Genomic DNA, 26152 nt, shown 5'->3' with positions numbered 1-26152 from the left:
CGGGCGACGGCCGGGATCACGAGGGCCGGTAGGCCGACGGAGGCGGCAGGAAGAGCAGCACCTCGCGGAGCGGTTCGCTCACGGCGGGCGGCAGCAGACACCGGGCGGCCAGTTCCTCCATCGAGGCGTACGCGCCGCGCACGCGCCGATCCAGCATCAGATGCTGCGCCTGCGTCGGACTCAGCCCGGGCAACCCGAGGAGCACCTGGTCCGCCACCGCGTTGATGTCGACCAGACCACCGTCGTCGTACGCCCGGGGCAGGTCGGGGCGGCCGATGTGCAGCTCCCCGCGCGCCGTCGGGTAGTGGTAGAGCAGGTAGCGGGCGTGCTCCCGGCGCAGCCGGCGGTCCTCCGTCGTCGGCCGGCGACGCCAGCGGGCGCGGAACCAGCCGAGCAGCCGGCCGTTGAGCAGCACGACGTGCACCGCGCCCGCCAGCCAGGTGATCAGCCAGATGGTGATCAGGAAGGCCTCGAAATCCGTTACGTCTTCCGTCTCGCTGGTGCCGACGGTGCTCAGGCAGGTCGCTGCCGTGGTCAGGTAGTAGGCCGCCGCGAGACCGTTGCGCCAGCTCCGTCGCCAGACCGCGTACAGGAGCACCACCAGCCAGGTGAGGAAGCCGAAGGAGCCCAGGGCGGTGAGCACGGCCACCACGGTGGTACCGATGCTCAGCCAGGGTGGCACGCCGCCACGCGGGACCGCGGGCATCGGCACCGGCCCCAGCGGCGGGCCGGCGGGCCAGACCTGCGCCGGCCCGGTGGCGGTGCCGGGCGGCAGCCAGCCCGCCGGCGGTGGGACCGGGCCAGCACCCCAGTCCGGCGGCGAGGCCGGAACCGGCTGCGCGGGACCGACCGGCCCCGCCACAGCGACCGGCTCAGCTTCGGTCCGGTTCTCGAACGCGACCGGCGCGGCGGGCGGGGCCGGGTTCTCGAACGCCCCCGGCGCGGCTGGCGTGGCCGGGTCCTCGAACGCCACCGGTGCGGCGGGCGTCGCCGGGCTCCCGGGGGCGACCGGCGCGGCGGCCGTGGCGACGGCGACCGTCTCGACCGGGCGCGCCGACTGAGCCGGCACGGCCGGGGCCGAGGCCGGTGCGGTGCGCGCGGGCAGCAGCGTGGCGTCCGAGCGCAGCATCCGCCCGTGCAACTCCTGGAGCACCTCGCCGGGCTCGATGCCGTACTCCTCGCGGAGCAGCCCGGCGAACTCCCGGTACGCGGCGAGCGCCTCCGCCTGCCGGCCGCTGCGATACAGCGCCAGCATGAGCTGGTGCCGCAGCCGTTCCCGGACCGGGAACTCGGCCACCAGCTCGACCAGTTCGCCGACCAGCTCGCGGTGCCGCCCGCTCTCCAGTGCCAGCTCGACGCGGGTCTCCAGGGCGACGGCCCGCAGCTCCACCAGCCGGTGCCGGGCGGTGTCGAAGTAGGGCCCGGGGAACCCGGTGAACGGTTCCCCCTGCCACAGGTCCAGCGCGGCGGTCAGCTCCGCCAGCGCCTCGGCGGTACGCCCGGCCGCGTGCTGCTGCCGGGCCCGCTGCACGCCGCGCTCGAAGCGGGCCGCGTCCACCGACTCCGGCGGGATCCGCAGCAGGTAGCCGGCGTCGGTGAGGGTCAGCACCCGCCCGGGCGTACGGGGGGACCGGTCCGGCTCCAGCACCCGGCGCAGTCCGGCGACGTGCTTCTGCACGACGTTGGGGCCGTTCGCGGGCGGCTCCTCCGGCCAGACCGCCTCGACGAGTTGTCCGGTGGAGACCGGGCGGCCGGCGGAGAGCAGCAGCACGGCGAGCACGGCCCGCTGCTTGCCGGCGCCGAGGTCGAGCGGACGGTCGGCGTACCAGGCCCGCTGCGGACCGAGGATCTCGAAGCGCAACGCCTCTGACATGCGACTTCCCCGCTCCTACACCCCCGGCCGTGCGGACCGGCAGTGCACGGCAGTCGGACGGCAGCATATCGGCAGCCGAACCACCGTCGCGGCCCCCAGCATCGTCGTCGGCAGAGGCCACGCAAGCGAGAAAGAGAACTGCGATGACACAGGCAACGGGCAGCGCCGGAACCGTCCGCCGGACGCTGGGCACGGTCGCGGCCATGCTGGCCGCCACCACCCTGCTCGGGGGTTGCGGACCGAAGAACGACGCCGCGCCGGGGAACGGCTCGGCCACCAGCCCGACCGCCAACCCGAAGCAGGCGCTCCTCGACGCAGTTCCCGACGAGGCCGCGGGTGCCTTCCGGTTCACCGGCAAGGACGCCTCCAGCGATCTGAGCGGGCGGATCGACCCGGCGTCGAAGGCGATGGAGATGAACATGGCGATGCCGCCGGAGGACGGCGTCACCGTGAAGATGTCGTTCCTGGTCATCGAGGACCAGGTCTGGATGAAGGCGAAGTTCAGCGGCCGCCCGGGCCTGCCGAAGCTCCCGGACAAGTGGATGGCGCTGGACAGGACCAAGCTCACCGACGGCGGCGGCGTGCCGAGCTACGACGGCGCGGACCAGGGCAACGCCGGCCCGCTGATCGACGCGGCGACCTCCGTCGAGCAGCAGGGCCCCGGGAAGTACGCCGGGGTCATCGACGTGACCGGCGGCGAGGCGGTTAAGGCGCTGGACGAGGGCGAGGCGGCGGCGCTCGGCGAGGCCGGCAAGCAGGTGCCGTTCACCGCGCTGGTCGGGCCGGACGGGCACCTGTCCTCGCTGGTGCTGGAGATGCCCGCGGCCGGGGGCCGCAAGGCGTACCAGTACGTCGTCGCCTACACCGATTTCGGCAGCACGCCGAAGATCACCGCGCCGACCGGGAGCGCGGTGACCAAGGCGCCCGCGCTGGCGTACGAACTGCTGAACATCTGACCGACGACGCGGCGGAGCGGCGGCCACACGGGGGGTCGCCGCCCTGCCGTGACCGGAGGGGTCCCCGCTTGATGCCTGGCGTCAAGCGGGGACCCCTCCTCACTTCAGCGACCGAGGACCGAGCCGCCGTTGACCCCGAGGACCTGGCCGGTGACGTAGCCGGCGGCGGGGCTGACCAGGTAGCGGACGGCCGCCGCGATGTCGTCCGGTACGCCGGCCCGCCCGACCAGGGTGGCCGCGACCCGCTTGGCGTGCCCGTCCGGGGTCATCCGGTCGCCGAAGAACTCGGTCTCCGCGACGTACCCGGGGCTGACCACGTTGACCGTGATCTGCTCCGGACCGAGCTGGGTGGCCAGGTCGTACGCCCAGCCGTGCAGCGCCGCCTTCGCCGCCGAGTACGGCCCGGCCCCGCCGCGCTGGGCGGCGATCGAGCTGATCAGCAGCACCCGGCCGCCGGGGCGGCGCAGGGCGGGGCGCAGCGCCTCGGTGAGCAGGACGGCGGTGAGCACGTTGGCGTCCAGGTTGGCCCGCCACCAGGCCGCCACGTCGGCGAGCGTGTCGGTCGGGCCGCCCAGATACCCACCGGCGTTGTTCACCACCGCGTCGACGGTCCGTTCCCCTACCGCCGAGACCACCCCGGCGAGCTGTGCGGGGTCGGTGAGATCGGCGGTGACCGCACTGACCGCCTCCGGCCGCCCGCACTCCGCCGAAATCCGTTCGGCGGTGGCCAGCAGCACGTCCGCCCGCCGCCCCACGATCAGCACGTCGTACCCGTCGGCCACCAGTCCCCCGGCGACGGCGGCCCCGATCCCGGTCCCGCCCCCGCTCACCACCGCGAACCTGCTCTCCCCCACCGGCCGCCTCCCCTCCGCTCAACCTTCGTCGATCATGAAGTTATCGCCGCCGCCAACGGCGTGTCGCGACAATAACTTCATGATCAACGGGGCGGGCAGGGGCGGCCCGCGGTGGGTCAGCGGCGGCGGCGGGCCGTCAGGAGGGGGTGCAGGCGGGTGCGGAGGCTGGCCAGGCCGCCGGGGAAGAAGTAGACGGCCAGGATGAAGACGGTGCCGAGGACGAAGAGCGGCTGGGACAGCGGGTGGCTGAGGAACGCCGGGAGGCTGTTCACCGCGTCGCTGGTGCCGAAGGCAGTCAGCCGGTGGTCCAGGTACATGTAGAGGACGCCGCCGAGCACCGGGCCCCACCGGGTGCCGGGACCGCCGAGCACCACCATGACCAGCAGCGACAGGGTCAGTTCCGATGAGGTCACGTGCGGGCTCGCACCACCCACGATCAGGCAGTAGACCACCCCGCCCGCCGTCGCCAGCCCGCCGGCCAGGGTGAACGCGACCAGCTTGAACCGGTACGGGTCGAGCCCCAGCACCCCGATCCGGCGCTCGTCGTCGCGCAGCCCGGCCAGCACCCGACCGGTGGGCGAGCCGCTCACCCGATGCACCACGAAGACCACCAGGGCCAGGTACGCCAGCGCCAGCCAGTAGAGGTTCACCGTGTTGGCGACCCCGACCAGGGCGGACGGCAGCCCGGAGACGTCCAGTGGCAGCCCCTCCTCGCCGCCGGTGAGGCCGCCGAAGTCGCGGGCCACCAGGATCGCCCCGACCTGGGCGAAGGCCAACGTCACCATGGCGAATGCGATTCCCACGGTACGCAGCGCGACCGCGCCGAGCAGCGCGGCGAGGACCGTCCCGCCGGTGATCGTGAGCAGGGCCGCCTGCCACAGCGGCAGCCCGCCCCGGGTGACCAGCACGTCGGTGCCGTACACGCCGGCGGCGAAGTAGAGCGCGTGCCCGAAGGAGAGCATCCCGGTCCGCCCGAAGAGCAGGTCGTACCCGGCCGCGAGGCCGCCGAACACCAGGCAGATGGCGAGCAGTTGCAGGGTGCCCGGCGAGTTCAGCGGCCCCTCGAAGACGCCCGGCAGGTTCACCGTCGAGTACGGCACGATCGCCGCCACCACCAGGGCGGCCAGCGGCGCGTACGGGCGCAGTCCGTGCCAGCGGGAGCGCCCGGGGGTCAGCTCGTCGGGCACCTGCGCGGGCGGCGCCGCAACCTCGGGGCTCTTCACCTCGGTCATGCCGTTGCCACCTTTCCGGCCAGGCCCTGCGGACGCAGCAGCAGCACCACGGCGAGCAGCCCGACCACGCAGAGGTCGCCCAGCCCGGACGTGCCGTAGTAGTTGACGAACTGTTGCAGCAGCCCGACCGCGACCGCCGCGTACGCGGACCCGACCACCGACCCCATCCCGCCGATCACCACCACGATGAACGCGAAGATCAGCAGCGAGCCGCCCTGCCCGGGCGAGACGGTGCCGAAGTAGACCCCGCCGAGCGCGCCGGCCAGCGCGGCGGCCGCCCCGCCGATCGCGAAGACCAGGGTGAACGCCTTGCGGACGTCGATGCCGAGCGCGGTCACCATCTCCCGGTTCTCCACCCCGGCCCGGATGATCAGGCCGTACCGGGTGAAGCGGAGGAAGGCGAGCAGCCCGCCGAGCACCAGCACCGCGGCGATGATCAGCAGCAGCCCGGCGTTCGGCACGTTCGCACCGAGGATCGAGGTCACCTCGCGCGTCCACGCGGGACGCGGGAACGGCCGCGCGTCGGCGCCCCAGGTGGCCTGGAGCAGCGCCACCCCGGCCAGCGATAGGCCGACGGTGACTAGCACCTGCTCGATGGTGCGGGAGTAGAGCGGCCGGATCAGCACCAGCTCGACCAGCACCGCCACCAGCGCCCCGGCGAGCACGCCGAAGGCGACCGCCACCACGAAACCGAACCCGCCCGAGCCGGCGCCGGGCAGGTTGCCGGCCGCCCACCAGGTCGCGTACGCCCCGACGCCGAGGAACAGGCCGTGCGCGAAGTTGAGCACGTCGGCCAGGCCGAAGACCAGGGACAGGCCGGAGGCGACCAGGAAGTAGAGCGCCGCCAGACCGAGCCCGGTCAGCGTCAGCAGGATCACCGTGCTCATGCCTTCACCTCCGCGCCGACCCCGAGCAGCGACTTGGTCAGCGCGGTCTCCAGCAGCAGTTCCTGCGCGTTCCCGGTCCAGGCCACCTGGCCGGCGGAAAGCACCACCGCGTCCTTCGCCAGCCGCCGGACCACCGCCAGGTTCTGCTCGACCAGCAGCACCGGCACGGATTCCGCCACCCGCTCCAGCACCTCGGCCACCTCGGTCACCACCTTGGGCGCCAACCCCTTGGTCGGCTCGTCGATCAGCAGCAGCCGGTTGTCGTTGAGCAGCACCCGGCCGATGGCGAGCATCTGCTGCTGCCCGCCGGAGAGCGAGCCGGCCCGTTGCCGTCCGCGCCGGTCCAGCTCCGGGAAGAGCGCGAAGACCTTGTCGTACGCCGGGGTGGTGCCCCGCCGTTCGGCGAGCCGCAGGTTCTCCGCGACGGTGAGGCCAGCGAAGACGCAGCGGTCCTCCGGCACGTAGCCGAGGCCGTCGCGGACCAGCCGGTGGGTGGGGCGGGCGAGCAGGCTGCGGGCACCCATCCGGACCGTGCCGCGCACCTCGCCGTTGCGGGGCGTCAGCCCGACGACGGCCCGCAGGGTGGTGGTCTTGCCCACGCCGTTGCGCCCGAGCAGCACGGTCACCCCGGTGGACGCGACCTCGAACGACACCCCCTGGAGGATGTGCAGCCCGGCGATCCGCACCGACAGGTTCTCGACGCTGAGGACGGGTTCCGTCATCAGAGTGCCTCCCCCAGGTACGCCTCCTGCACGGTGGCGTTGGCCATCACCGTGTCCGGGGTGTCGCAGGCCAGCAGCGCCCCGTGGTGCATCACCGCGATCCGGTCGGCCAGCTCCAGGATCACGTCCATGTGGTGCTCCACCATGAGCACCGACCGCCCGCTGTCGCCGGTCAACGACTTGATGACGGCGACCAGCTCGGGCACGTCCTCGGCGCTGACCCCGGCCATCGGCTCGTCCAGCAGCATCACCCGGGGCTCCCCGGCGAGCAGCAGGGCGATCTCCAGCTTGCGCTTCTCGCCGTGGGCCAGGGTGCCGGCGAGCGCCGTACCCCGGCGGGCGAGGCCGACCCGGTCGAGCGCCGCGTCGGCGGCGGCGGCCACGTCCCGGTCGGCCGCCGCCCGCCGCCACAGCTTCATCGAGCCACCCCGGTGCGCCTGTACGGCGAGCCGGACGTTCTCCCGCACCGTCAGCGAGCCGAACACCGAGGACGCCTGGAAGGTACGCCCCAGCCCGAGGCGGGCCCGCCGGTGCGGCGGGAGGGCGGTGACGTCCTCCCCGTCCAGCAGGATCCGCCCCTCGGTGGGCCGGCGCAGGCCGGTGATCAGGTTGAACAGGGAGGTCTTGCCGGCGCCGTTCGGACCGATCACGCCGAGGAACTCGCCGGGCGCGAGGTCGAGGTAGACGCTGTCGACGATGGCGACCTCACCGATCCGCCAGGTCAGACCGCGGGTGGCGAGCACGGATCAGCCCTTCATCTGGGTGACCGGCGGCGCGGTCTCGTCACCGGTCAGGGTCTTCTGGGCGGTCGCCGTGTAGGCGGTGCCGCTGCCCGTGAGCTTGGCCTGGTACATCGGCTGGAGCAGCGCGTGGTCCTCGGGCCGGATGGTCATCTGGCCCTTGACGCTGTCGAACTGCCAGCCCTCCAGCGCCTTGATCATCTTATCGACGTCGTCGCCGCCCTCCTGCACGGCGCGGACCACCATCTGGGCGGCGGCGAAGCCGTCCGGGTGGAACAGGTCCACCGTGCCGACCTTGCCCTTCAGCGCCTTGGCGGCCTCGGTGTCGCTGGCCCCGTCGAAATAGTGCGACAGGAAGGAGATCTTGCTGCCGGCCGCGCCGAAGGTCGGCCAGGAGGCCCGGATGTCCAGGCCGGTGACGACCGTGGTGGAGGCGAGTACGCCCTGCTGGTCGAGGGTCTGCCACATCGCCGGGGCGGTGGTGCCGGCCCACGCGACGAAGAGCAGATCCGGCTTGGCGGCCTTGATCTGGCTGGCGAACGGGGTGAACTCGGTGGCGCTCGCCGGGGCCCGGACGCTGCTCACGGTCGCGCCGGCACCGCCGATCACCGCCTTGACAGCGGCCTCGTTCGCGTCACCGAAGGCGCCGTCCTGGGCGAACACGACCACCTTCTTGCCGGTGGCGTCGCCGATGAAGGACTTGGCGGTCACCACGTCCTGGTAGGACTGCCGGCCCGAGCGGAACGTGTACTTGTTCGCCCCGGTCACCGCGTCGGTGGCGGCCGGCCCGGAGATGAAGAGCACCTTGTTCTGCGCGGCGATCGGGGCCACCTGGAGAGCCACACCCGAGGAGGTGGAGCCGGCAATGATCTTCGTGCCCTTGCCGATCAGGTCCTTGGCCGCGGAGACCGCCTTCGCCGGGTCACCCGCGTCGTCGACCTCAGTGAGTTCGATCTTCCGGTCACCGACCTTGCCGGTGCCCTTGGTGGCGAAGTCGAGGCCGGCCTTGAAACCCTCGATGTACTGCTTGCCGTAGCTGGCCAGCGGCCCGGACTGGGAGTACACCAGGCCAACCTTGACCGGGGCGGCGTCGCCGCCGCCGGAGGCGGTGTCCTGCGGGCTGCCACAGGCCGTGACGGCCACCGCGGCCGCCATCATCGTGGCGGCGGAAAGGAACACCCGTCGCGTGTGCCGGATCGTCATTGCGACTCCAGGTGAGGACAGGGGGAACGTCAGTTGTCGGCTCACGCTAGAAGTGACGTCACCCACGGGCTATGTGGCGGAAACACACAAGTGATCGGGGCAGGATGGCCGCATGTAACAACCCCCGACATCACCGCGTAACCGCACCGACTCCGGATGGCCTCCGCCGCCATCGATGCGCCGGCCGGTGTGTCGCGCCCCGCCATCGCGGAGCGGCCACCCGCGAGGGCCGCCGGACCGCCTACCCGGGCGCTCCAGACCCGCACGCCCCGTCGTGGTCGGCCGGGCGCGGGCAACGCCGGCCGCCGTCGAGCAGCCGGTCGCAGTAGACCCAGTGGCGTACGGACTGGGCGTCCTCGGTCGACACGGTCGCGCCTGCCACCGCCTCGCGGGCCCTGTCGCTGCTGCACGATCGGGAGCTGATCACCGGCTACCCCGGCCGCGGCACCTACGTCGCCGAGCGCCCCGGACAGTAAGGTCCGCACCCCCTACAGACCTGATGACGTAAACGATTCAGGCACACGGGGCCCCCGCTTGAATCGTTCGCGCCATCAGCCCCAAAGGACCCGACGCGGACAACCTCGCCCGGCCCGGCTGAATCTAGATCCACTCCAGATACGCGAGGTTGCGGTGTCAGCGGGACCCCGACACCGCCAGATCCCCGATACGGAGTCGATCACGACGCGCGAACCAGAACGGCACGTGGGGTGCCCGGACATCGCCGGACACCCCACGTCGTCGGAGCGCCGCGCCGGGTCCCGAGCGCCCCGGCGCGGACGCCGTTCAGCGGCCGGCGCGGGCCGCCACGGCGGTGTCCGGCTGGTCGGCGAAGGCGCCGTCCAGGCCGAGCTTGAAGAAGAGCTCGTACTCGGCGGTGATGTCGCCGCGGGCGTTCGGGTCGGTGCCGATGCGGAAGTCGACCGGGAGGAACTGGTTCTCGGCGCGGAACGTCCAGGCGTGCACGAGCAGCTTCACCCGGTGCGCGTCCCGGATCACCATGGTCGGGGCGAGCAGCTTGCCGGCCGCGTCCCGGGGGACGATCAGGTTCTTGTTCGCGCCGACGCCGTCGGCGTACTCGGCGACCCAGGCCAGGCCGGCGGCAGAGGCCAGGTCGGCGTAGGTCCGGGTGTCGCCGGCGAGGGTGAAGTCATACGGACGGCCGGTGGCGTCGAGCAGCTGGGCCAGCTTGACGTCGATCATGCCGTTGAGCTTGCGCAGGTTGGCCGTCTCGAAGCTCTGGATGAAGACCGGGTCGTTGCGGTGGGTCAGCTTGTTGGCCGTCAGCACCGCTACCAGCGGCTCCTCCAGCGGCAGCCCGATCGAGGCGAAGTAGCTGGGGTGCTTGGTCTCCGGGTAGACGCCGATGGTCCGGCCGCGGGCCTTCGACTCGGCCCGGGCCAGGTCGATGACCTCCTGGAAGGTCGGCACCTCGAACTTCCCGTCGAACGCGGTGTTGGCCACCCGCACCTGGGGCAGCCGCTCCTTGGCCCGCAGCGTCTTTAACTCGACCAGGGTGAAGTCCTCAGTGAACCAGCCGGTGACGCTGACCCCGTCGATGCGCTTGGTCGTCCGGCGGGCGGCGAACTCGGGGTGGGCGGCCACGTCGGTCGTACCCGAGATCTCGTTCTCGTGCCGGGCGACCAGGATGCCGTCCTTCGTCGAGACCAGGTCCGGCTCGATGTAGTCGGCGCCCATCCGGATCGCCAGCCGGTAGGCCTCCAGGGTGTGCTCGGGTCGGTAGCCACTCGCGCCCCGATGGCCGATCACGATGGGGTGGTTGTCCGCCCGGGACCGCTCGGCGGCGGCCTCGGGCCGGGCCTGGGCGGCCACGGCCGGCACCACCACTGCCGCCGCGAGCAGCGCGCCGGCCGTGCCGAGGGCGGAAAGGGTACGTCGCAACGCCGTCTCCTGTCGTCGATGGGTACGGACAGCAGACCGGCCGGGGTTGTCCGGCAGTTGGTCGGTTCCTGACCTGCCGGTGAATCTCCGGACGGAAGATGACCTGGTGCGCCGCCTGCTCCGTCATCCCGTGCGGCTGGTGCCGTTCGGGTTCCTGGCGGTGATCCTGGTCGGCACCGGCCTGCTCATGCTGCCCTGGGCCACCAGCCACCACCGGTACACCCCGTTCCTGACCGCACTGTTCACCGCCACCTCGGCGGTCTCCGTCACCGGCATGGCCGTCAACGACACCCCGAACTACTGGAACGGCTTCGGCCTGGCGATGATCACCGTGCTGACGCAGCTTGGCGGCCTGGGCATCCTGACCGTCGCGGCGCTGGTGATCCTGGTGGTCTCCCGCCAACTCGGCCTGCGCAACCGGCTGCTGGTGCAGGCCGAGACCGCCGAGTTCGGCGTCGGTGACGTCCGCCGGCTGCTGACCCGGATCGCGGCGACGGTCTTCGTCACCGAGGCGGTGATGACGGCGGTGCTCACCGGCCGGCTCTGGCTCACCTACGGCTACCCCCCGTGGCGGGCCCTGTGGTCGGCCGCTTTCCACTCCATCCAGGCGTTCAACAACGCCGGCTTCAGCCTCTACTCCGACGGCCTGGTCGCCTTCTCCCGCGACCCCTGGGTTGCGCTGCCGCTGGGGCTGGGCGCGTTCATCGGTGGGCTGGGCTTCCCAGCGATCTTCGAGGCGGTCCGGGAGTGGCGGCGGCCGCGGGGTTGGGCGGTCGCCACCAAGCTGACGATCTGGGGCAGCCTGGCGCTGATCGCGCTCGGCTTCGGCGCCCTGCTGTTCGCCGAGTGGCGCAATCCCGCCACCATCGGCACCTTCGACACCCGGGGGAAGGTGCTGGCCACGTTCACCCAGATCACGCTGAGCCGCACCGGCGGCTTCGACGTGATCCACGTCGGCCGGCTCAGCGAGGAGAGCTATCCCCTGCTGATCGTCCTGATGTTCATCGGCGGCGGAAGCGCCAGCACCGCCGGCGGGATCAAGGTATCCACCTTCTTCCTGCTCGCCTTCGTCATCTGGGCCGAGCTACGCGGCGAACCGGACGTGACGGCGGGCGGCCGACGGGTCGCCACCGCCAGCCAGCGGCAGGCGTTGACCGTGGCGCTGCTCAGCGTGGCGCTGGTCGTCGCCGGCACGGCAGTGGTGATCGCGGCGAGCCGGCACGTCCGCTACTACGCGGCGCTCTTCGAGGTCACCTCCGCGTTCAGCACCACCGGACTGTCGGTCGGGCTCGCCCCAGAGCTGAACGAGCCCGGGAAGTACCTGCTGACCGCGCTCATGTACATCGGCCGGGTCGGCCCGCTCACCCTCGGGTCCGCGATCGCGTTGAACACCCGACGACGCCAGTACCGCTACCCGGAGGAGCAACCCATTGTCGGCTAGGAAGACGGACGACAGCGGCATCGTGGTGATCGGCCTCGGCCGGTTCGGCTCGCGCCTGGCCGGCTCGCTGGCGCACCTCGATCACGACGTGCTGGCCATCGACGGCGACCAGGAACGGGTCCAGCGCTGGTCGGCGCGGCTGGACCGGGTGGTGCAGGCGGACTCCACCGAGGAGAACGTGCTGCGCCAGATCGGCGTGGCGGACTTCCAGCGGGTGGTGGTCGCCATCGGCGCCTCGGTGGAGGCGAGCGTGCTGACCGTGCTGGCCCTGACCGAGCTGGGCATCCCGCAGATCTGGGCCCGGGCCACCTCGGAGAAGCACGCGAAGATCCTCAGCTCGGTGGGGGCCCACCACGTGATCTTCCCGGAGGCGGAGACCGGCGAGCGGGTCGCGCACCTGATCATCAGCAAGATGCTGGACTTCATCGAGTTCGGCGACGACTTCGCGATCGCCAAGGTACGCGTACCGCAGACGATGGTGGGCCGGCCGCTGCGCGAACTGTCCCCGGCGGACCGGTACGGGGTGATGGTGGTCGGCGCGAAGCTGCCCGACGAGCCGTTCCGCTACGCCGGTCCGGACACGGTGCTGCAACGGGACAGCGTGCTCATCGTGGAGGGCAGCATCGGCCAGGTGCAGCGCTTCGCCTCGCTCGGCTGAGCGTCACTTCTTCTTCCTGCTCGTGTCCTTGTCCTTGCCGCCGTGCTCCCCCTTTCCCTCGGTCACTCGCCTTTTCCCTTGCCGTCCTCCTTGCCCTTGCCGTGCTTGCCGGGCTTCGCCCGGCTGCCGCTGCTCTTCGCCGCGCCGGCCTTCGGGGCCGCCTTCGTCGGCTTCGCCGGCGTCGGGGGCGCGGTGGTGGGCGGCACCGAACCAGCCACCCCGGAGACCTGCACGCCGCAGCTGCTGTCGCCGACCTTGAACTCCACCGGCAGCAGGTTGCCCCCCGTGTAGCTACCGCTCAGCGAGATCTTCCGGGACGCGCCCGGCGCGAGCGCCGGGTCGGTGGCCGGTGCGTGAAGCTGCACGACCCGCCCCTGCTGGTCGACCGCCGGCTGGGCTCTCGTCACGGTCTGCCGACCGGGGAAGGTGAAGCTCATCGTCCAGTCGCGCAGTTCCCGGCTGCCGGTGTTGGTCAGGGTCAGCTCCGCGGTGAAGTCCTTGCCGGAGTCCCGCTGCAGCGAGTAGTCGACGGCGCAGGGGATCGACTGCGGCAGGTCCATCCGAGCCTGGGTCGGTTCGACCCCGCCGCTGGCCGGGCTCTTCGAGGTCAACCCCCACAGAGTGGCGGTGACCGCGACCAGGCCGGCGGCGGCCACCCCGGCCTCCACCTTGCGCCGCCGGGCAGCGGCCCGGGTACGGGTGCGGATCGCGGAGAAGGGCAACGCGTCAGTCTCCGCCGACCAGGGCAGGATGGTCGTTCCCGCGTTCTCCACCAGCGTCGGGTCGAACTGGCCGAGCGCCGGGGAGACCGGCACGATCGCCGCGATGCCGGCCGCGTCGGCGAGCGTACGGGCCACCTCGGCGGTCGCCGGGCGATCCTCGGGGCGCTTGGCGAGGCACTGCCGGACCAGCTGCGCGACCTCGTCGGGGAGCCCGACCACCGGCGGCATCGGCTCCGGATCGTGGTACATGTGGGCCCGCAGCATCTGGGTGGTGGTGCTGGCCTGCCAGGGCAGCCGGCCGGTGAGCATCCGGTACAGCAGCAGGCCGACCGCGTACACGTCGGTGGCCGGGGAGACCTGGCCGTTGTCCAGCCGCTCCGGGGCCAGGTAAGCGGGCGTGCCGAGCAGGGCGCCGTCCGGACCCTTCTCGCTCTCCCCCGCCAGCGCCGAGATGCCGAAGTCGACGACCTTCACCCCGGTCGGGGTGAGCATGACATTGCCGGGGGTCACGTCCCGATGGACCACGCCCCGGGCGTGCGCGGTGGCCAGCGCCGACGCCACCTCCGCGCCGATGGTCACCGCCTCCCGCCAGGGCAGTTGCCCGCCGCGGCCGAGCCGGGCGCTGAGCGGGCCGCCGTCGACCAGCTCCATCACCACGTACGGCACGGTCAACCCGGCCTGCTCGGACTCGCCGTAGTCGTACACGTTGGTGATGTTGGGATGGCAGAGCCGGGCGGCGGCCTGCGCCTCGATCCGGATCCGGTGCCGGAACGCCTTGTCGCTGGCGAGCCGGGAGGCGAGCACCTTCACCGCCACCTGGCGACCCAGCACCTCGTCATAGCCGCGCCAGACCACCGACATGCCCCCCGCACCGAGCTGCTCGACCAGCCGGTACCGCTCACCCAGCAGCTGCGCGCCGCCCCTCACCGCTGCACCCATGGTCGGTCCTGTTGCCCGGACAGGACCGCCGTACACCTGAGGAGTCGGAATCGGTCAGGAAAGTCATCCGTTCAGGCGGTCGCGAGGAGCTGGTCCACCGGGGCGTAGTCGTCGGTCAGCACCAGCGCGTCGCCGACGTACCCGGTCAGCTCCCCGCCGGAGAGCAGGCCGGCCGGCTCGGGCAGCAAGCCCAGCCGGCTCTGGACGCCGGCCAGCGGCAGCGGCGCGTCCGAGGCGACGATGAGGAAGTTGGCGCCGGACCGCCCTTCGATCCCGTAGGGCGGGGCGATCAGCGCGACGTGCCGGAACTCGGCCCGGACGGTGGCCAGCTCGGCCCGGATGAACCGGCCCGGCGGCACGTCGATGACGTTCTGCACGTAGATCCCGCCGGGTCGGAGCACCCGACGGACCTCGGCGGCCATCTCCCGGGTGGCCAGGTGCCAGGGCACGACCAGGTGGCCGAAGGCGTCGCCGACGATGAAGTCGCGGCTGTCGGTGGGCTCGGCGCCGACCAGCACCCGGGCGTCCCCGATCCGGGCCCGCAGCTGCGGCCCGGTGCGTACGCCCAGTTCCCGCCGGTCCAGGTCGACCAGCCCGCCGTCGATCTCGAAGACCAGGTTGTCGGTGCCCGGCCGGGTCGCGGCGAGGTAGCGCGGCATGGTGAAGCCACCGCCGCCGAGATGCAGGGCGTCGAGCCGCCGCCCCGCCGGCGCGGCCAGGTCCGCGACCAGGCCGATCCACTGGGTGTACGCGTACTTCAGGCGGGTCGGGTCGGCCAGGTCGACGTACGAATGCTCGCCCGAGTTGAGGTAGAGCACGCGCCCCTGCGTCCACTGCGGGTCGGTCTCCACCTTCGCGCAGTGGTACGCGGTCTCCACGTCGCACGGGTTCGGGGCGACCGCGGACAGGCCCGCCGCGGCCAGGCCGAGCACCGCCAGGGCGGCCTTCACCCGGGCCGAGGCGGGCAGCCCGGTCCCCGACCGGCGGCGCAGGTACGCCCCGAGCACCAGCCCGGTCACCCCCAGCACCGCCGCCAGCCCGAGCACGATCACCGTGCTGGACAGCGCCGCCACCAGCACGAAGCCGGTGACCAGGGTGGCGGTGATCCCGCCCAGCGTGCCGATGCCGGAGAGCCGGCCGACCACCTGGCCGGTGCGGCGCAGGTCGGCGAGCTGGAGCTTGACCACCAGCGGGGTCACCCCGGCCAGCAGCGCCGCCGGCACCAGCACCGCCAGCGCGGTCAACAGGAGCACCCCGCTCGCCGCGCTGCCGCGCAGTGCCTCGCCGGCGTACCGGACGACGGGGAGGGTGACCGCGGTGGCGATGCCCGCCAGCACCAGGGCCGGGGCGAGCAGGGTGCGCGGGTCCCACCGGTCGGCGAGCCACCCGCCCATCCACGCCCCGTACGCGATGGCGCCCAGCGCCATGCCGATGACCGCGCTGGTCACCTGGAGGGTCACCCCGACGTACGGGCCGACCAGCCGGAGCGAGACGGTCTCCAGCACCAGCACGGCCCCGCTGGAGAGGAAGACGAGGAACGCGGCGAGCCCGTTCGGCAGGGCCCGGGGCGGGGCCAGGGCGCTCGGCGCCAACCCCACCTCGACGTCGGACGATGTGCTGCTCACCGTGGCGATGCTACGCAGCGTTCCCGGCGACCCGGGTCAGTACATCGAAACATGAACATGGTTTGTATGGTCGGCGGCCGGGCTGCCCCCGCCGCTGTACGACCGCCAGCCGGTGTTCGGCATCCAGATCTGCCGGTACCAGATCACGTACATGACGCCGAGCTTGCTCGCGTTGTTCTTGAGGTAGCTGGCGAGGCTGTCCCCGTACGCCTTGTCGCCACCGGTGGCCGAGACGTTCTCGAAGCCGCCGCTGGCAGCGGAGAAGTCGCATGCCCGCCCCTTCGGGTGCTCGCCGCCGCCACCACTGCGATGGCAGGAGACGTACCGCTTGTAGCCGGCCGCCTTGGCCTGCTGGAGCATGTGCAACGTGCGCGGGGTGATGCAGCCGTCGGCCGGCGTCGGGTCGTCCACCGAACAGGACTCGGGCGGCCACGAGCCGTCGGCGTTGCGCGGAGCGGGCTTGGCCGACCCGGAGCCGCCGCTGAAGCCGGCGCTGCTGCCGGAGCTGACCTTGGCCAGCGCGACCTCGGCGTCCCGCTTCTTCTTCGCGAGGATCGCCAACTGCTTCTGCTGCTCGCGGATCTCCGTGTCGATGGCCAGCTTGGCCCGGGCGGCCTCGGCCTTCGCCTCGTGCAGCGCGCGCAGCCGCGTGCCGTCCCGCTGGGCCATCACGTCCAACTCGGCGGCGCGCTTGAGGAAGGAGTCCGGATCGGTGCTGGCCAGCAACGCCGACACCGGGGTCAGCCGGCCCAGCCGGTACGACTGCGCGGCCACCTCACCCACCTGCGAGGTCAGCTCAACCAGGCGCAGCTCGAGCTGGGCGAGCTGCCCGGTCAACTCCTTCTGCCGCCGCTTGGAGTTGTCGAGCCGGGCCTTGGCCTCGATGTGGCCCTTCGCCGCCGCCTCGAGGGCCGCCCGGAGCTGCTTGCTGCCCCCCTCGTCGGGCGCGCTCGGGCTGGGCGCCGCGGCGGCGGGCCCGGCCGCGACGAGGCCGGCGCCGAGCAGCAGGGCCGCTGCGGCGAGCAGGGCGAGCAACGGCCGGCGGACGCGCCGCCGGATGAGCCTGGTCCTGGGCACGAGAGCGTCCTTCCGTCGACCGCCGGCCCTCGGTTGACCGCCGCGCGGGCGGCTGCTCCGCCGGCCCCGGACGGCGGCCCGCTGGCGGAGACCGCCGTCACGATACCGGACCACTCGTGCCGCGCCAGGCCCCCGACCTCGGCCGACACGAATCGTCGACGCAGCGTGCCAGTCCCGTCGCGGACGGCGAAAGGAAGGCCTTCGGTTGGACCGGGGCCCCCTCTCAACACCTGGGGCGGACCGCTCGCTCACCCAGCCAGTAGCGCCGCCCGGACCTCGTCCCAGATCTCCTCGCTGGCCGCGACCAGCAGGCCCCGGCCGTCGTCGGCCGGGTGGTAATCGGTCCCGTCGAAGCGGCGGGCCACTCCGCCGGCCTCCCGTACCAGCAGGGTGCCGGGCGCGTGGTCCCAGGGCAGGGTGCGCCAGAAGAGGACGAACTGCTGCGCGCCGGTGAGCATGTCCAGGTATTCCCGCCCGGCGCAGTGCTGCCCGGGCAGCAGCTCACCCATCCGCTCGCCGCCCGCCTCCACGGTCCGCCGGGTCTCCGGCGGCAGGAACCGGGTCATCGCGGTGCCCCGCAGGGCGCCGGCCTCCAGCGCCGTCCGGCTGATCCGCACCGGCGTGCCGTCCAGCCAGGTGCCCGCGCCGGTCCGGCACGCCGCCATCGTGTCGGCCAGCGGGTCGTACACCCAGGAGGCCGCCGGCAGGCCGCCGGCCAGCAGCGCCACCATCAGGGCGAACGGACGCCGACCGGCGGCGAAGTTGGCGGTGCCGTCGATCGGGTCGACCACCCAGACGTCGCCGGCGCCGCGCAGGTGCCGCAGCAGGTCCGGGTCCTCGGCGACCGCCTCCTCGCCGACCACCACGGAGTCGGGGCGCAGCCGTCGCAGCCCGGCGGAGATCAGCTCCTCCGCCAAGCGGTCGGCGACGGTGACCACCTCGCCCGGGGCCTTCTCGGAGACGTCGGCGTCGTCGAGCCGGCGGAACATCGGCACCACGACCTCCGCCGCGGCCGTCCGCAGCAGGTCGCCGACGTCGGCCAGCAGCGACTCAGCCACGCGGCGGCAGCTTGACCACGCTGACGAAGAACTCGTCGATCTGACGGACCACCGAGATGAAACGCTCGAAGTCCACCGGCTTGGTCACGTAGGCGTTGGCGTGCAGCTGGTAGCTGCGCAGGATGTCCTCGTCGGCCTGAGAGGTGGTGAGCACCACGACCGGGATCCGGCAGAGCTCCTCGTCCTTCTTGATCTCCTCCAGCACCTCCCGGCCGTCCCGGCGGGGCAGGTTGAGGTCGAGCAGGATCAGGTCGGGGGCGATCGCGTCCGCGTACTGGCCCTCCTGGCGCAGGTAGGCGAGCGCCTCGGCGCCGTCCGAGACCACGGTGAGGCGGTTGCGGAGCTTGTGCTCCTCGAACGCCTCCTGGGTCATCAGCACGTCGCCCGGATCGTCCTCGACCAGCAGGACCTCGATCGGACTCTTGCCGTCTGCCGGCGCGGTCATCCCACCGCCTCCTTCATGTCCCCCGTTGTACCGTCCCGGGTCGCCCCTGCCGGCGTCTCCACCCGTCCCGCGTCCGGCTGCCGACCGACGGGCGCCGCCGCACCGTCCCCCGTCGCCGCCGGGTCCCCGGTCGACTCCGCACCGGCCGCCGGCTCGTCCCCGTCCGCCGCCGACGCCGCCTCGACGTCCGCGGGCAGGGTGAACCGGATCGCCGTGCCCTCCTCGGTGTCGGTGTCCACCCAGACCCGGCCGCCGTGATATTCCACGATCTTCTTGACGATGGCCAGGCCGATGCCGGTGCCCGGGTACGCGTCCTTGGAGTGCAGCCGCTGGAAGATGACGAAGATCTTGTCGGCGAACTCCGGCTCGATCCCGATGCCGTTGTCCTGGCAGCTGATCTCCCACTCGTCGCCGACCAGCCGGGCCGACACGTGCACCTTCGGCGGCACGTCCGGGCGACGGAACTTGATCGAGTTGCTCACCAGGTTGGCCAGCAGGTTGGTCAGCAGCGGCTCCTCGCCGCGGATCACCGGCAGCTCGTCCCAGGTCAGCTCGGCGTCGGAGTACTGGCGGGCCGCCTCGGTCTGGGCAGCCACGTCGCCCATCACCTTGCTGAGGTCCACCTCGGTGAAGCCGATGGTGAGGCGGCCGATCCGGGAGAACGCGAGCAGGTCGTTGATCAACCGCTGCATCCGCTGCGCGCCGTCGACGGCGAACGCGATGTACTGGTCGGCCCGCTCGTCCAGCTGGCCCGCGTAGCGCCGCTGGAGGAGCTGGCAGAAGCTGGCCACCTTGCGCAGCGGCTCCTGCAGGTCGTGCGAGGCGACGTACGCGAACTGCTCCAGGTCACGGTTGGACCGGGTCAGCTCCTCGGCCTGCTTCTGGAGCTGGCTGTTGACCCACTCGATGCTCTCCCGGGCCTCGCGTACCTCGTCCAGCTCCCGGGCGATCTTCTGCCGCATGCCGTCGATGTCCTCGGCGAGGAGGCGGAACTCCGGCGGCCCGGAACCCTCGATGTGGTGCCGGTAGTCGCCGTCGGCGACCTCGCGTACCTGGTCCACCAGGGCGGCCAGCGGCCGGATCAGGATCCGGTCCAGCGAGAGCAGCAGCACCGCGCCGGCCACCGCCACCACCAGCGCCGCGGCGATCAGCAGCACGACCAGCACGTTGCTGGTGCTGCTGACCCGGCCAGCGGTCCGCTGCCCGACGACGAAGATCTCTTCCTGCAGCGTGTCGACCGACGCCCGGACGCCTTCGAACTGCTGCCGGGTCTGGTCGGTGATCAGCGCCTGCCCGGCCTCCGGACCGCTCCGCTCGACCGTGGTGATCACCGGCTCGGCGACATCCGTGCGCCACCGCGCCGCCCGCTGCTCCACCACCGCCAGCTCGCGCCGCACGTCCGGGTAGTCGGCGGCCAGCTTCTCCATCGAGGCGACCGTGTCGCGCTCCCGGCGCAGGCCCGCCTCGTACGGGGCGAGGTCCTTGCGGTCGCCGTTCACCGCGAAGCCGCGGACGGCGGTCTCCTGGTCCAGCAGGGCGCTCATCAGCTCCTGCGCCTGGACCCGGAGCGGGCCGGTCTTGACCAGGACGGCGTCGATGTTCTGCCGGTTCTTCTCGGCGACCAGCGCCTCGGCCGTGGCCAGCCCGAGCAGCAGCAGCAGGACCACGCTGAGCAGCGCGACCACCCGGCGCCGCAGGGTCCAGCCCTCCCGGTACGCCTTCACCGGCCGTCACCCCGGGTGACCAGCAGCATGGCGACGTCGTCGGCGAGAGGACCGCCGTTGAGCTGCTCGGCCCGGCCGACCAGCCAGCCGGGCAGCTCGGGCAGGGGCACCGCCTCGTTGGCGAGCAGGTCGGTGAGACCCGGTACGTCGAGCCGGTCGTCGCCGGCACCCACCCGGCCCTCGATGAGCCCGTCGGTGTACATCAGCAGGGACCAGTCGCGGGTGTCGAACTCCAGGTCGAAGGCGACGGGCCTGCGCGGTCGCACCCCGAGCAGCAGGCCGTTGCGGGCCGGCACCGGGGCGACCTTGCCTCCGCTGAGCAACAGCGGCGGCGGATGCCCGGCGAGCCGTACGGTGGCCCGGTTGGCCGCCAGGTCGAGCCGGGTGGTCGCCACCGTGGCGAAGATCTCCTGGAGCCGGCGCTCGCTCATCAGCACCTGCTCCAGCGCGGGCAGCACCTCGTCGTCCGGCACCCCGGCCATCACGAGGGCTCGCCAGGCCACCCGGAGCTCGACGCCGAGGGCGGCCTCGTCCACGCCGTGCCCGCACACGTCGCCGACGATCAGGTCGATCCGGTCCGGCCGGGTCTGCACCACGTCGTAGAAGTCGCCGCCGATCAGCGCGGCGTGCCGGCCGGGACGGTAGAAGGTGTGCACCGACACCTGGTCGGTGGTCATCAGCGGCTGCGGCAGCAGGCCCCGCTCCAGGCGGGCGGACTCGGCCTGGCGCAGCTCCACCTCGCGCAGCCGGCGGGCGTTCTCGTCGGCCCGCTTGCGTTCCACCGCGTAGCGCAGGGCGCGGGCCAGCAGAACCCCGTCCACCTGACCCTTGACCAGGTAGTCCTGGGCGCCCTCGGCGACCGCGACGATGCCCAGGTGCTCGTCGGAGCGGCCGGTGAGCACGCAGACCGCCGCCCCGCTGGCCATCTCCAGCACCCGGCGCAGCCCGTCCAGGCCCTGCGCGTCAGGAAGTCCGAGGTCGAGCAGGACGCAGTCGACCCCGGGCACCCGCTGCCGGGCCTCGCTGAGGCTGGTGGCGACCAGCAGGTCGATGTTGGCGTTGGTCTCGGCGAGCAACTCGCCGACCAGGAAGGCGTCGCCCTCGTCGTCCTCGACCAGCAGGACCCTCAGCCGCTCGCCGGGCGGCACGTTGGGGTGGTGCCCGAAACCGCCCTGCGGAACGGCGCGCGGGGCGACGGGGGCCCCGGGGAGACCGGGTCCCCGGTGCGGCCGGGTCACCGCGGCGAGACGCGGGAGTTCGCTGGTGATGTCGGACTCCTTCCGAGTGCCCTGCTGATCCTGTATCAGACAACGGTCGCACACAACACGACCGGCGCCGGGGCGGGCGGACCCACCCTCGGGGCAGCGGCAGGGCAGGAGACCGATGTTACGCGGCGCGGCTGGTCCGGACCCGGCACGCCCGCCGGGCCCGCCCGGGTGGGGAGTGTCGCCGCGGTCGGTCGGGGGGCAGGATGAGGCCACCCCCGACCACCCCGAGGAGTTCCCGTGGGCGTACCCCCCACCCGGCCGGCCGACCGGGCGCTGGCCCGGCCGCGCCGCCGGCTGCTCGCCGCCGCCGCGGCGCTCGCCGCGCTGCTGGCCGTCGGCGCGGTCGTCCTCGTCGACCTGGCCACCCCGGCGCCGCGCCCCGCCGCCGCGCCCGCGGACCAGTTCAGCGCCGAGCGGGCGTACGACCAGGTCAAGGTCATCGCCGCGCGGCCGCACGTGGCGGGGAGCCCGGCCAACGACCAGGTCCGCGAGCACCTGGTGGCCGTGCTGCGCGGCCTCGGCCTGGAGACCGAGGTGCAGGACACCGTCGCCCCGGAGGCCGGGCAGCTCAGCGGGGCCGCCGGCGGGGCGACCGTGGCCCGGGTACGCAACGTGGTGGCCCGGCTGCCCGGCACCGCCTCCACCGGGCGGGTGTTCCTGGTGGCCCACTACGACTCGGTGCAGTCCGGCCCGGGCGGAAACGACGACGCCGCCGGCACCGCCAGCATCCTGGAGGTGGCCCGGGCCCTGGCCGCCGGCCCGCGCCCGCGCAACGACATCGTGTTCGTGCTCACCGACGCAGAGGAGGCGTGCCTCTGCGGCGCGTCGGCCTTCGCCGCCAGCCACCCGCTCGCCGCCGGCGGTGGGGTGGTGCTCAACCTGGAGGCGCGCGGCTCCACCGGCCCGGTGATCATGTTCGAGACGTCCCGGGACAACGCGAAGCTGGTGGACGTCTTCGGCCGGGCCGCCCCGCACCCGGTGGGCACCTCGTTCGCGGTGGAGATCTACCGGGCGCTGCCGAACGACACCGACTTCACCGCCTTCCTGGACCACGACTTCGTCGGGCTGAACTCGGCGTACATCGACGGGGGCGCGGTCTACCACACGCCGCTGGACGTCCCGGCGGCGATGGACCGGGGCAGCCTCCAGATGCACGGCGACAACGCCCTCGGGCTGGCCCGCGAGTTCGGCCGGACCGACCTGACGAAACTGGGCTCCGACCACGACGCGACCTACTTCCCGGTGCCGGGCGGCCTGGTCCGCTACCCCGGCTGGCTCACCCTGCCGCTGGCGCTGCTCGCCCTGATCGCGGTCGGCGGGCTCGGCTGGCTGCTGCTCCGGCGCGGCCGGGCCAGCACCGGCCGGCTCGCCGCCGGCGTCGGGCTGGCCCTCGTGCCGGTCGTCGTGGCCCCGCTGGGCGCGTGGCTGCTCTGGACCGCGATCACCGCGCTCCGCCCCGGGTACGCCGAACTACTCGACCCGTACCGGCCGGTCTGGTACCGGCTCGCCGTGGTGGCGCTCGCCGCGGCGGTCCTGCTCACCTGGTACGCGCTGACCCGCCGGTGGGCCGGTCCGGCCGCCCTCGCGTTCGGCGGGCTGACCTGGCTGGCCCTGTTCGGGGTGCTGCTCGCCGTGCTGGTGCCGGGTGGGGCGTACCTGACCACCCTGCCCGCGCTGGCCGGCGCCCTCGCCGGCCTGGCGGCGCTGGCCACCCGGCTGGACGGTCCGGGGCCGTGACCCTGGCCGGCGCGGTCGCCGTGGTGATCCTGCTGCCGACCGTGGCGCTGCTCTTCCCGGCGCTCGGCATGGCGATGGGCGGGGTGGCGGCACTGTTCGCGGTGCTGCTCGGCCTGGCCGCGCTGCCGGTGGTCGACCTGCTGCACCCGCAGGCCGGCGGCCAGCGCGGCCTGCTGGCGCTGCGGGCCCGCCGGCTGGCCCCGCTGCCGGCGGCCGCCGCCGGGCTCGCCGCCGTGGTGCTCGCCGGGGTCGGCCTGGCCGTGGACCGCTTCGACGCCGCCCACCCGGTGCCGACCCACCTGATGTACGCCTTGGACGCCGGCACCGGCGAGGCCCGGTGGCTCAGCCGCGAGGCCGAGCCGCAGCCGTGGACCGCCGGGTACGTCGACGGGGTCGTCTCCGCGGCCGACGACTTCCCCGCGCTGGGCGACGCCAGGCTCCGCAGCGGCCCGGCGCGAGCGGCCGGCCTGCCCGCCCCGACGTTGCAGGTGCTCGCCGACACCACCGTCGGGGAGCAGCGCACCCTGCGGGTCCGGGTGACCCCGCAACGGCCGGTCCGGCTGCTCTCGCTGCACGTGGACTCGGGGACCGGGGTGGAGTCGGCGACCGTCGACGGGGTGGCGCTGGGCGTCGGCCGATACACCAGGGACCACCCGTGGGGCTTCGGCGTGGTGTTCCACGCCCCGCCACCGGAGGGCGTCGAGATCACCCTGGTGGTGACGCCCGGGCACCGGCCGCTGCTGCGGGTAATGGACGCCAGCGACGGCCTGGCCGGAGTACCCGGGTTCCGGCCCCGCCCGCCCGACGTCGGCGTGGTCGGCTCGCACAGCTCGGAGATGCTGGCGGTGGCCCGCACGTACCCGCTGTGACCCACGCTTCCGCCAGGGGGGCGGCGGGCCGCCTCGGCCGGCGCCCGATCCGATCAGGAATCAAGAAGCAGCCGGTTGTCGTCGTGCCTAGCCTTTCTCATGGCCGGCATCGCGCCGAGCCTTGAGCGTCGAAAGGCAACCTGGACATGCCCACGAAGAACCCCCAGACCGAGTCCGCCGGCTTCAGCGCCGAGGAGCGTGCCGCGATGAAGGCGCGCGCCGCCGAGCTGCGCGCCGAGGGCAAGAAGGGCGCCAAGAAGGCCGACGACCTGCAGGCGACCCTCGACAGCATCGCGAAGATGACGCCGGAGGATCGTGCGCTCGCCGAGCGCGTGCACATGGCGGTGACCACCACCGCCCCGGAGCTGTCGCCAAAGACCTGGTACGGGATGCCCGCCTACGCGAACGCGGACGGCAAGATCGTCGTCGCCTTCAAGAACTCGGGCAAGTTCAACACCCGCTACTCGACCCTGGAGTTCCAGGACGCGGCCAACCTCGACGACGGAGACCTGTGGCCGGTGTCGTACGCGATCCAGAAGTGGAGCCCCGCGGTGGAGAAGAAGATCGTCGAGGTGGTGCAGGCTGCGGTCTCCTGAGGCACTACTTCCAGCGGAAGTGCACGAAGAGACGGCCGAAGTTCTTCGAGTCCTTCTCGACCCGGTGGTAGAGCTGCTTGACGTCCTTCTGGTCGAGGAACCGCAGCACCCGCTTCTTGAGCTGGCCGGAGCCCTTGCCCGGGATGATCTCCACCAGGGTGGCCTTCTTCGCCACCGCCTCGTCCATGATCCCGCGCAGCGCGCGATCGATGTCGTGGCCCTTGTTGTAGATGTCGTGGAGATCGAGCTTGAGCTTCACCAGCCCATCGTAGGCGCGCCGGGTCTCCGGACCCGGAGACGGCGAAGGGCAGCCCGTCGCGGGCTGCCCTTCGCCGTCTCGTATCAGTGGCGGTCAGCGACCACCGCTGACCCGGCTCTCCACCCGGCGCAGCGCCTCGGCGTAGTCGGCGTTGGTCGAGTGCATGGCCGCCGCGATGCGCAGGTGCCGCAGCGCGTCGACCGGCCGGTTCAGCCGTTCCAGCGTCCGGCCCAGCACGTGGTGCGCGTAGTGGTCGCTCGGGTCCCGGTCGACCAGCTCCCGGAGCTGCTCCTCGGCCCGGCTGAGCTGGGCCGACTGGAAATAGGCCCGGGCCAGCAGCTGCCGTACCGAGGAGTTGCCGGGCTCCGCCTCGACGATCGGCTCGAGCAGCCGGGCCGCTCCGGTCGGGTCACCCGCTTCGAAGAACATGGTCGCCCGCCGGTACTCCGCCAGAAGATCCACTCGACCCACCTCCTCGTGTCGCACCGCCCTTATCCGACGCTGGCACAACACCAGCGGGACCGCGAGTGTTCCGGCGATCGAAGTTGGCGGTCAGCTCGTCGGGTCGTACCGGTCGCCGACCAGCTCCCAGGCCCGGACACCGCCCACGATCCCGGCCGTGTTCGGGACGACCACCACGTCGTCGCCCATCCGGGCCAGTTGTTCCGGGCGGATCAGCCGCGAGTTGCCCCCGCCGAGATAGAGCCGGTCCCAGCGGAAGACCGGGCGCAGCCCCTCCACCACCTGCCGGATCCGCCGCGACCAGAACGCGTCGCCCAGGCGCCGGCGTTCCGGCTCCCCGATGTACGTGTCGTAGGTGGTGTTCCAGCGCACCGGCGCGTGCGACAGCTCCAGGTGCGGGGCGAGCACCCCGCCGTCGAAGAGCGCGCTGCCCAGCCCGGTGCCGAGGGTCAGCACCAGCTCGCAGCCGGTCCCGGCGACCACGCCCGCGCCGTGCACCTCGGCGTCGTTGAGCACCAGCGCCGGGATGCCGAACGCCTCGGCCAGCGCGCTGCGCGCGTCGTACCCGGACCACTCGGCCACCAGCTTCGGGTCGATCTTGCTGCGCGGCCCGGACCGGGTGACGTAGTGCGGGGTGGCCACCACCACGCCGTGCCGGATCATGCCGGGCATCCCGACCGTGAGCCGGTCCGCCGCCGGCAGGCTGCCGGCCAGGTCCAGCAGGGTCTTGACGAAGAGCGACGGCGGCAGCGGGTACGGCGTCGGCACCCGTACCGGGCGGGCCCGCATGGTCCCGGCGGCGTCCAGCACCGACGCCTTGATCCCGCCACCGCCACAGTCGATCGCCAGAGTGGTCACCACGGCAGTGAGTCTCCCTCAGCTTCGTCACGTTCCGAGCCCCGGTTG

The 26152-nt window shown here is 72.9% G+C and carries 23 protein-coding genes and 1 pseudogene; 5 read left to right on the top strand and 19 right to left on the bottom strand.

Annotated features, from left to right (window positions below; genetic code table 11):
* Positions 1-16: 16 nt before the first annotated feature.
* Positions 17-1873, bottom strand: a complete 1857-nt coding sequence (locus FXF52_RS01890) for a BTAD domain-containing putative transcriptional regulator (RefSeq protein WP_148793372.1) — start codon at positions 1871-1873, stop codon at positions 17-19.
* Positions 1874-2016: 143 nt separating this feature from the next.
* Here FXF52_RS01890 and FXF52_RS01885 point away from each other — a divergent pair, with 143 nt between their 5' ends.
* Entirely contained in the window at positions 2017-2829 is an 813-nt protein-coding gene (locus tag FXF52_RS01885; RefSeq protein ID WP_148793370.1) for a hypothetical protein, read from the top strand.
* A gap of 104 nt (positions 2830-2933) precedes the next feature.
* Here the strand turns inward: FXF52_RS01885 and FXF52_RS01880 are convergent, their stop codons facing one another.
* The 8 genes from FXF52_RS01880 to FXF52_RS01840 all read right to left on the bottom strand — a co-directional run bounded on the left by FXF52_RS01880 (position 2934) and on the right by FXF52_RS01840 (position 10366).
* A complete protein-coding gene (locus FXF52_RS01880; RefSeq protein WP_148793368.1) occupies positions 2934-3683 on the bottom strand; it encodes an SDR family NAD(P)-dependent oxidoreductase in 750 nt (249 codons plus the stop codon).
* A gap of 116 nt (positions 3684-3799) precedes the next feature.
* Positions 3800-4915, bottom strand: coding sequence for a branched-chain amino acid ABC transporter permease (locus FXF52_RS01875; RefSeq protein WP_148793367.1), 1116 nt, complete (start codon positions 4913-4915; stop codon positions 3800-3802).
* Positions 4912-5802: a branched-chain amino acid ABC transporter permease gene (locus FXF52_RS01870; protein WP_148793365.1), complete on the bottom strand. Its 891-nt coding sequence runs from the start codon at positions 5800-5802 to the stop codon at positions 4912-4914. The genes FXF52_RS01875 and FXF52_RS01870 overlap by 4 nt, the downstream gene beginning before the upstream one ends.
* Positions 5799-6524, bottom strand: coding sequence for an ABC transporter ATP-binding protein (locus FXF52_RS01865; protein ID WP_148793364.1), 726 nt, complete (start codon positions 6522-6524; stop codon positions 5799-5801). Before FXF52_RS01865 ends, FXF52_RS01870 begins: the two co-directional genes overlap by 4 nt.
* Positions 6524-7267 carry an ABC transporter ATP-binding protein gene (locus tag FXF52_RS01860; RefSeq protein ID WP_148793362.1) on the bottom strand — a complete coding sequence of 248 codons (744 nt, stop codon included), beginning with the start codon at positions 7265-7267 and terminating at the stop codon, positions 6524-6526. Before FXF52_RS01860 ends, FXF52_RS01865 begins: the two co-directional genes overlap by 1 nt.
* Before the next feature lie 3 nt (positions 7268-7270).
* Positions 7271-8467, bottom strand: a complete 1197-nt coding sequence (locus FXF52_RS01855) for a substrate-binding domain-containing protein (RefSeq protein WP_148793361.1) — start codon at positions 8465-8467, stop codon at positions 7271-7273.
* Between the two features lie 241 nt (positions 8468-8708).
* Positions 8709-8834, bottom strand: coding sequence for a hypothetical protein (locus tag FXF52_RS42815; protein WP_255471712.1), 126 nt, complete (start codon positions 8832-8834; stop codon positions 8709-8711).
* 416 nt (positions 8835-9250) lie between these two features.
* Positions 9251-10366, bottom strand: a complete 1116-nt coding sequence (locus FXF52_RS01840) for a glycerophosphodiester phosphodiesterase (protein ID WP_148793357.1) — start codon at positions 10364-10366, stop codon at positions 9251-9253.
* A gap of 106 nt (positions 10367-10472) precedes the next feature.
* Between FXF52_RS01840 and FXF52_RS01835 the strand changes: the two genes are divergently transcribed.
* Complete coding sequence (locus FXF52_RS01835) at positions 10473-11807, top strand: TrkH family potassium uptake protein (protein ID WP_148793356.1); 1335 nt, start codon at positions 10473-10475, stop codon at positions 11805-11807.
* Positions 11797-12465: a TrkA family potassium uptake protein gene (locus tag FXF52_RS01830; protein WP_148793354.1), complete on the top strand. Its 669-nt coding sequence runs from the start codon at positions 11797-11799 to the stop codon at positions 12463-12465. Before FXF52_RS01835 ends, FXF52_RS01830 begins: the two co-directional genes overlap by 11 nt.
* A 62-nt stretch (positions 12466-12527) precedes the next feature.
* Here FXF52_RS01830 and FXF52_RS01825 read toward each other — a convergent pair whose 3' ends face one another.
* From FXF52_RS01825 to FXF52_RS01795, 7 genes are all read right to left on the bottom strand, one after another.
* Positions 12528-14126 (bottom strand): serine/threonine-protein kinase, encoded by a 1599-nt coding sequence (locus FXF52_RS01825; protein ID WP_148793352.1) that lies wholly within the window; start codon positions 14124-14126, stop codon positions 12528-12530.
* Between the two features lie 71 nt (positions 14127-14197).
* Entirely contained in the window at positions 14198-15751 is a 1554-nt protein-coding gene (locus FXF52_RS01820) for a fused MFS/spermidine synthase (protein ID WP_148793350.1), read from the bottom strand.
* 36 nt (positions 15752-15787) lie between these two features.
* Positions 15788-16828: a hypothetical protein gene (locus FXF52_RS01815; protein ID WP_148793349.1), complete on the bottom strand. Its 1041-nt coding sequence runs from the start codon at positions 16826-16828 to the stop codon at positions 15788-15790.
* A gap of 248 nt (positions 16829-17076) precedes the next feature.
* Complete coding sequence (locus FXF52_RS01810; RefSeq protein ID WP_148793347.1) at positions 17077-17886, bottom strand: inositol monophosphatase family protein; 810 nt, start codon at positions 17884-17886, stop codon at positions 17077-17079.
* A complete protein-coding gene (locus FXF52_RS01805) occupies positions 17879-18331 on the bottom strand; it encodes a response regulator (RefSeq protein ID WP_148793345.1) in 453 nt (150 codons plus the stop codon). The genes FXF52_RS01810 and FXF52_RS01805 overlap by 8 nt, the downstream gene beginning before the upstream one ends.
* A complete protein-coding gene (locus FXF52_RS01800) occupies positions 18328-20055 on the bottom strand; it encodes an ATP-binding protein (RefSeq protein WP_148793344.1) in 1728 nt (575 codons plus the stop codon). Before FXF52_RS01800 ends, FXF52_RS01805 begins: the two co-directional genes overlap by 4 nt.
* Positions 20052-21293, bottom strand: a complete 1242-nt coding sequence (locus tag FXF52_RS01795) for a PP2C family protein-serine/threonine phosphatase (protein ID WP_370517869.1) — start codon at positions 21291-21293, stop codon at positions 20052-20054. Before FXF52_RS01795 ends, FXF52_RS01800 begins: the two co-directional genes overlap by 4 nt.
* A gap of 267 nt (positions 21294-21560) precedes the next feature.
* On the opposite strand from FXF52_RS01795, the pseudogene FXF52_RS43965 reads away from it, so the two are divergent.
* Both FXF52_RS43965 and FXF52_RS01785 read left to right on the top strand, forming a co-directional pair.
* Positions 21561-23929: pseudogene (locus FXF52_RS43965) on the top strand (M28 family peptidase).
* A 146-nt stretch (positions 23930-24075) separates the two neighbouring features.
* Positions 24076-24525, top strand: a complete 450-nt coding sequence (locus tag FXF52_RS01785) for an iron chaperone (protein WP_148793342.1) — start codon at positions 24076-24078, stop codon at positions 24523-24525.
* Positions 24526-24529: 4 nt separating this feature from the next.
* Here the strand turns inward: FXF52_RS01785 and FXF52_RS01780 are convergent, their stop codons facing one another.
* From FXF52_RS01780 to FXF52_RS01770, 3 genes are all read right to left on the bottom strand, one after another.
* On the bottom strand, positions 24530-24784 hold the full coding sequence (locus FXF52_RS01780) for a Smr/MutS family protein (RefSeq protein ID WP_148793341.1): 255 nt from the start codon (positions 24782-24784) through the stop codon (positions 24530-24532).
* Positions 24785-24877: 93 nt separating this feature from the next.
* Positions 24878-25246 carry a M48 family metallopeptidase gene (locus tag FXF52_RS01775; protein WP_148793340.1) on the bottom strand — a complete coding sequence of 123 codons (369 nt, stop codon included), beginning with the start codon at positions 25244-25246 and terminating at the stop codon, positions 24878-24880.
* Positions 25247-25336: 90 nt separating this feature from the next.
* The gene (locus FXF52_RS01770; protein WP_148793339.1) at positions 25337-26107 is read right to left on the bottom strand and encodes an ROK family protein; all 771 of its coding nucleotides are present in this window, start codon (positions 26105-26107) and stop codon (positions 25337-25339) included.
* Positions 26108-26152: the final 45 nt, after the last annotated feature.

This window comes from Micromonospora sp. MP36 (assembly GCF_008119785.1).
Classification (GTDB): Bacteria; Actinomycetota; Actinomycetes; order Mycobacteriales; family Micromonosporaceae; genus Micromonospora.
Note: the sequence above shows the minus strand (reverse complement) of the source record. Positions and strands in the feature narration are given on the sequence as shown.

Coding starts and splice junctions, on each gene's coding strand:
- FXF52_RS01890 (WP_148793372.1), bottom strand. CDS start 1,873: ATGTCAGAGGCGTTGCGCTTCGAGATCCTCGGTCCGCAGCGGGCCTGG.
- FXF52_RS01885 (WP_148793370.1), top strand. CDS start 2,017: ATGACACAGGCAACGGGCAGCGCCGGAACCGTCCGCCGGACGCTGGGC.
- FXF52_RS01875 (WP_148793367.1), bottom strand. CDS start 4,915: ATGACCGAGGTGAAGAGCCCCGAGGTTGCGGCGCCGCCCGCGCAGGTG.
- FXF52_RS01870 (WP_148793365.1), bottom strand. CDS start 5,802: ATGAGCACGGTGATCCTGCTGACGCTGACCGGGCTCGGTCTGGCGGCG.
- FXF52_RS01865 (WP_148793364.1), bottom strand. CDS start 6,524: ATGACGGAACCCGTCCTCAGCGTCGAGAACCTGTCGGTGCGGATCGCC.
- FXF52_RS01855 (WP_148793361.1), bottom strand. CDS start 8,467: ATGACGATCCGGCACACGCGACGGGTGTTCCTTTCCGCCGCCACGATG.
- FXF52_RS01825 (WP_148793352.1), bottom strand. CDS start 14,126: ATGGGTGCAGCGGTGAGGGGCGGCGCGCAGCTGCTGGGTGAGCGGTAC.
- FXF52_RS01805 (WP_148793345.1), bottom strand. CDS start 18,331: ATGACCGCGCCGGCAGACGGCAAGAGTCCGATCGAGGTCCTGCTGGTC.
- FXF52_RS01785 (WP_148793342.1), top strand. CDS start 24,076: ATGCCCACGAAGAACCCCCAGACCGAGTCCGCCGGCTTCAGCGCCGAG.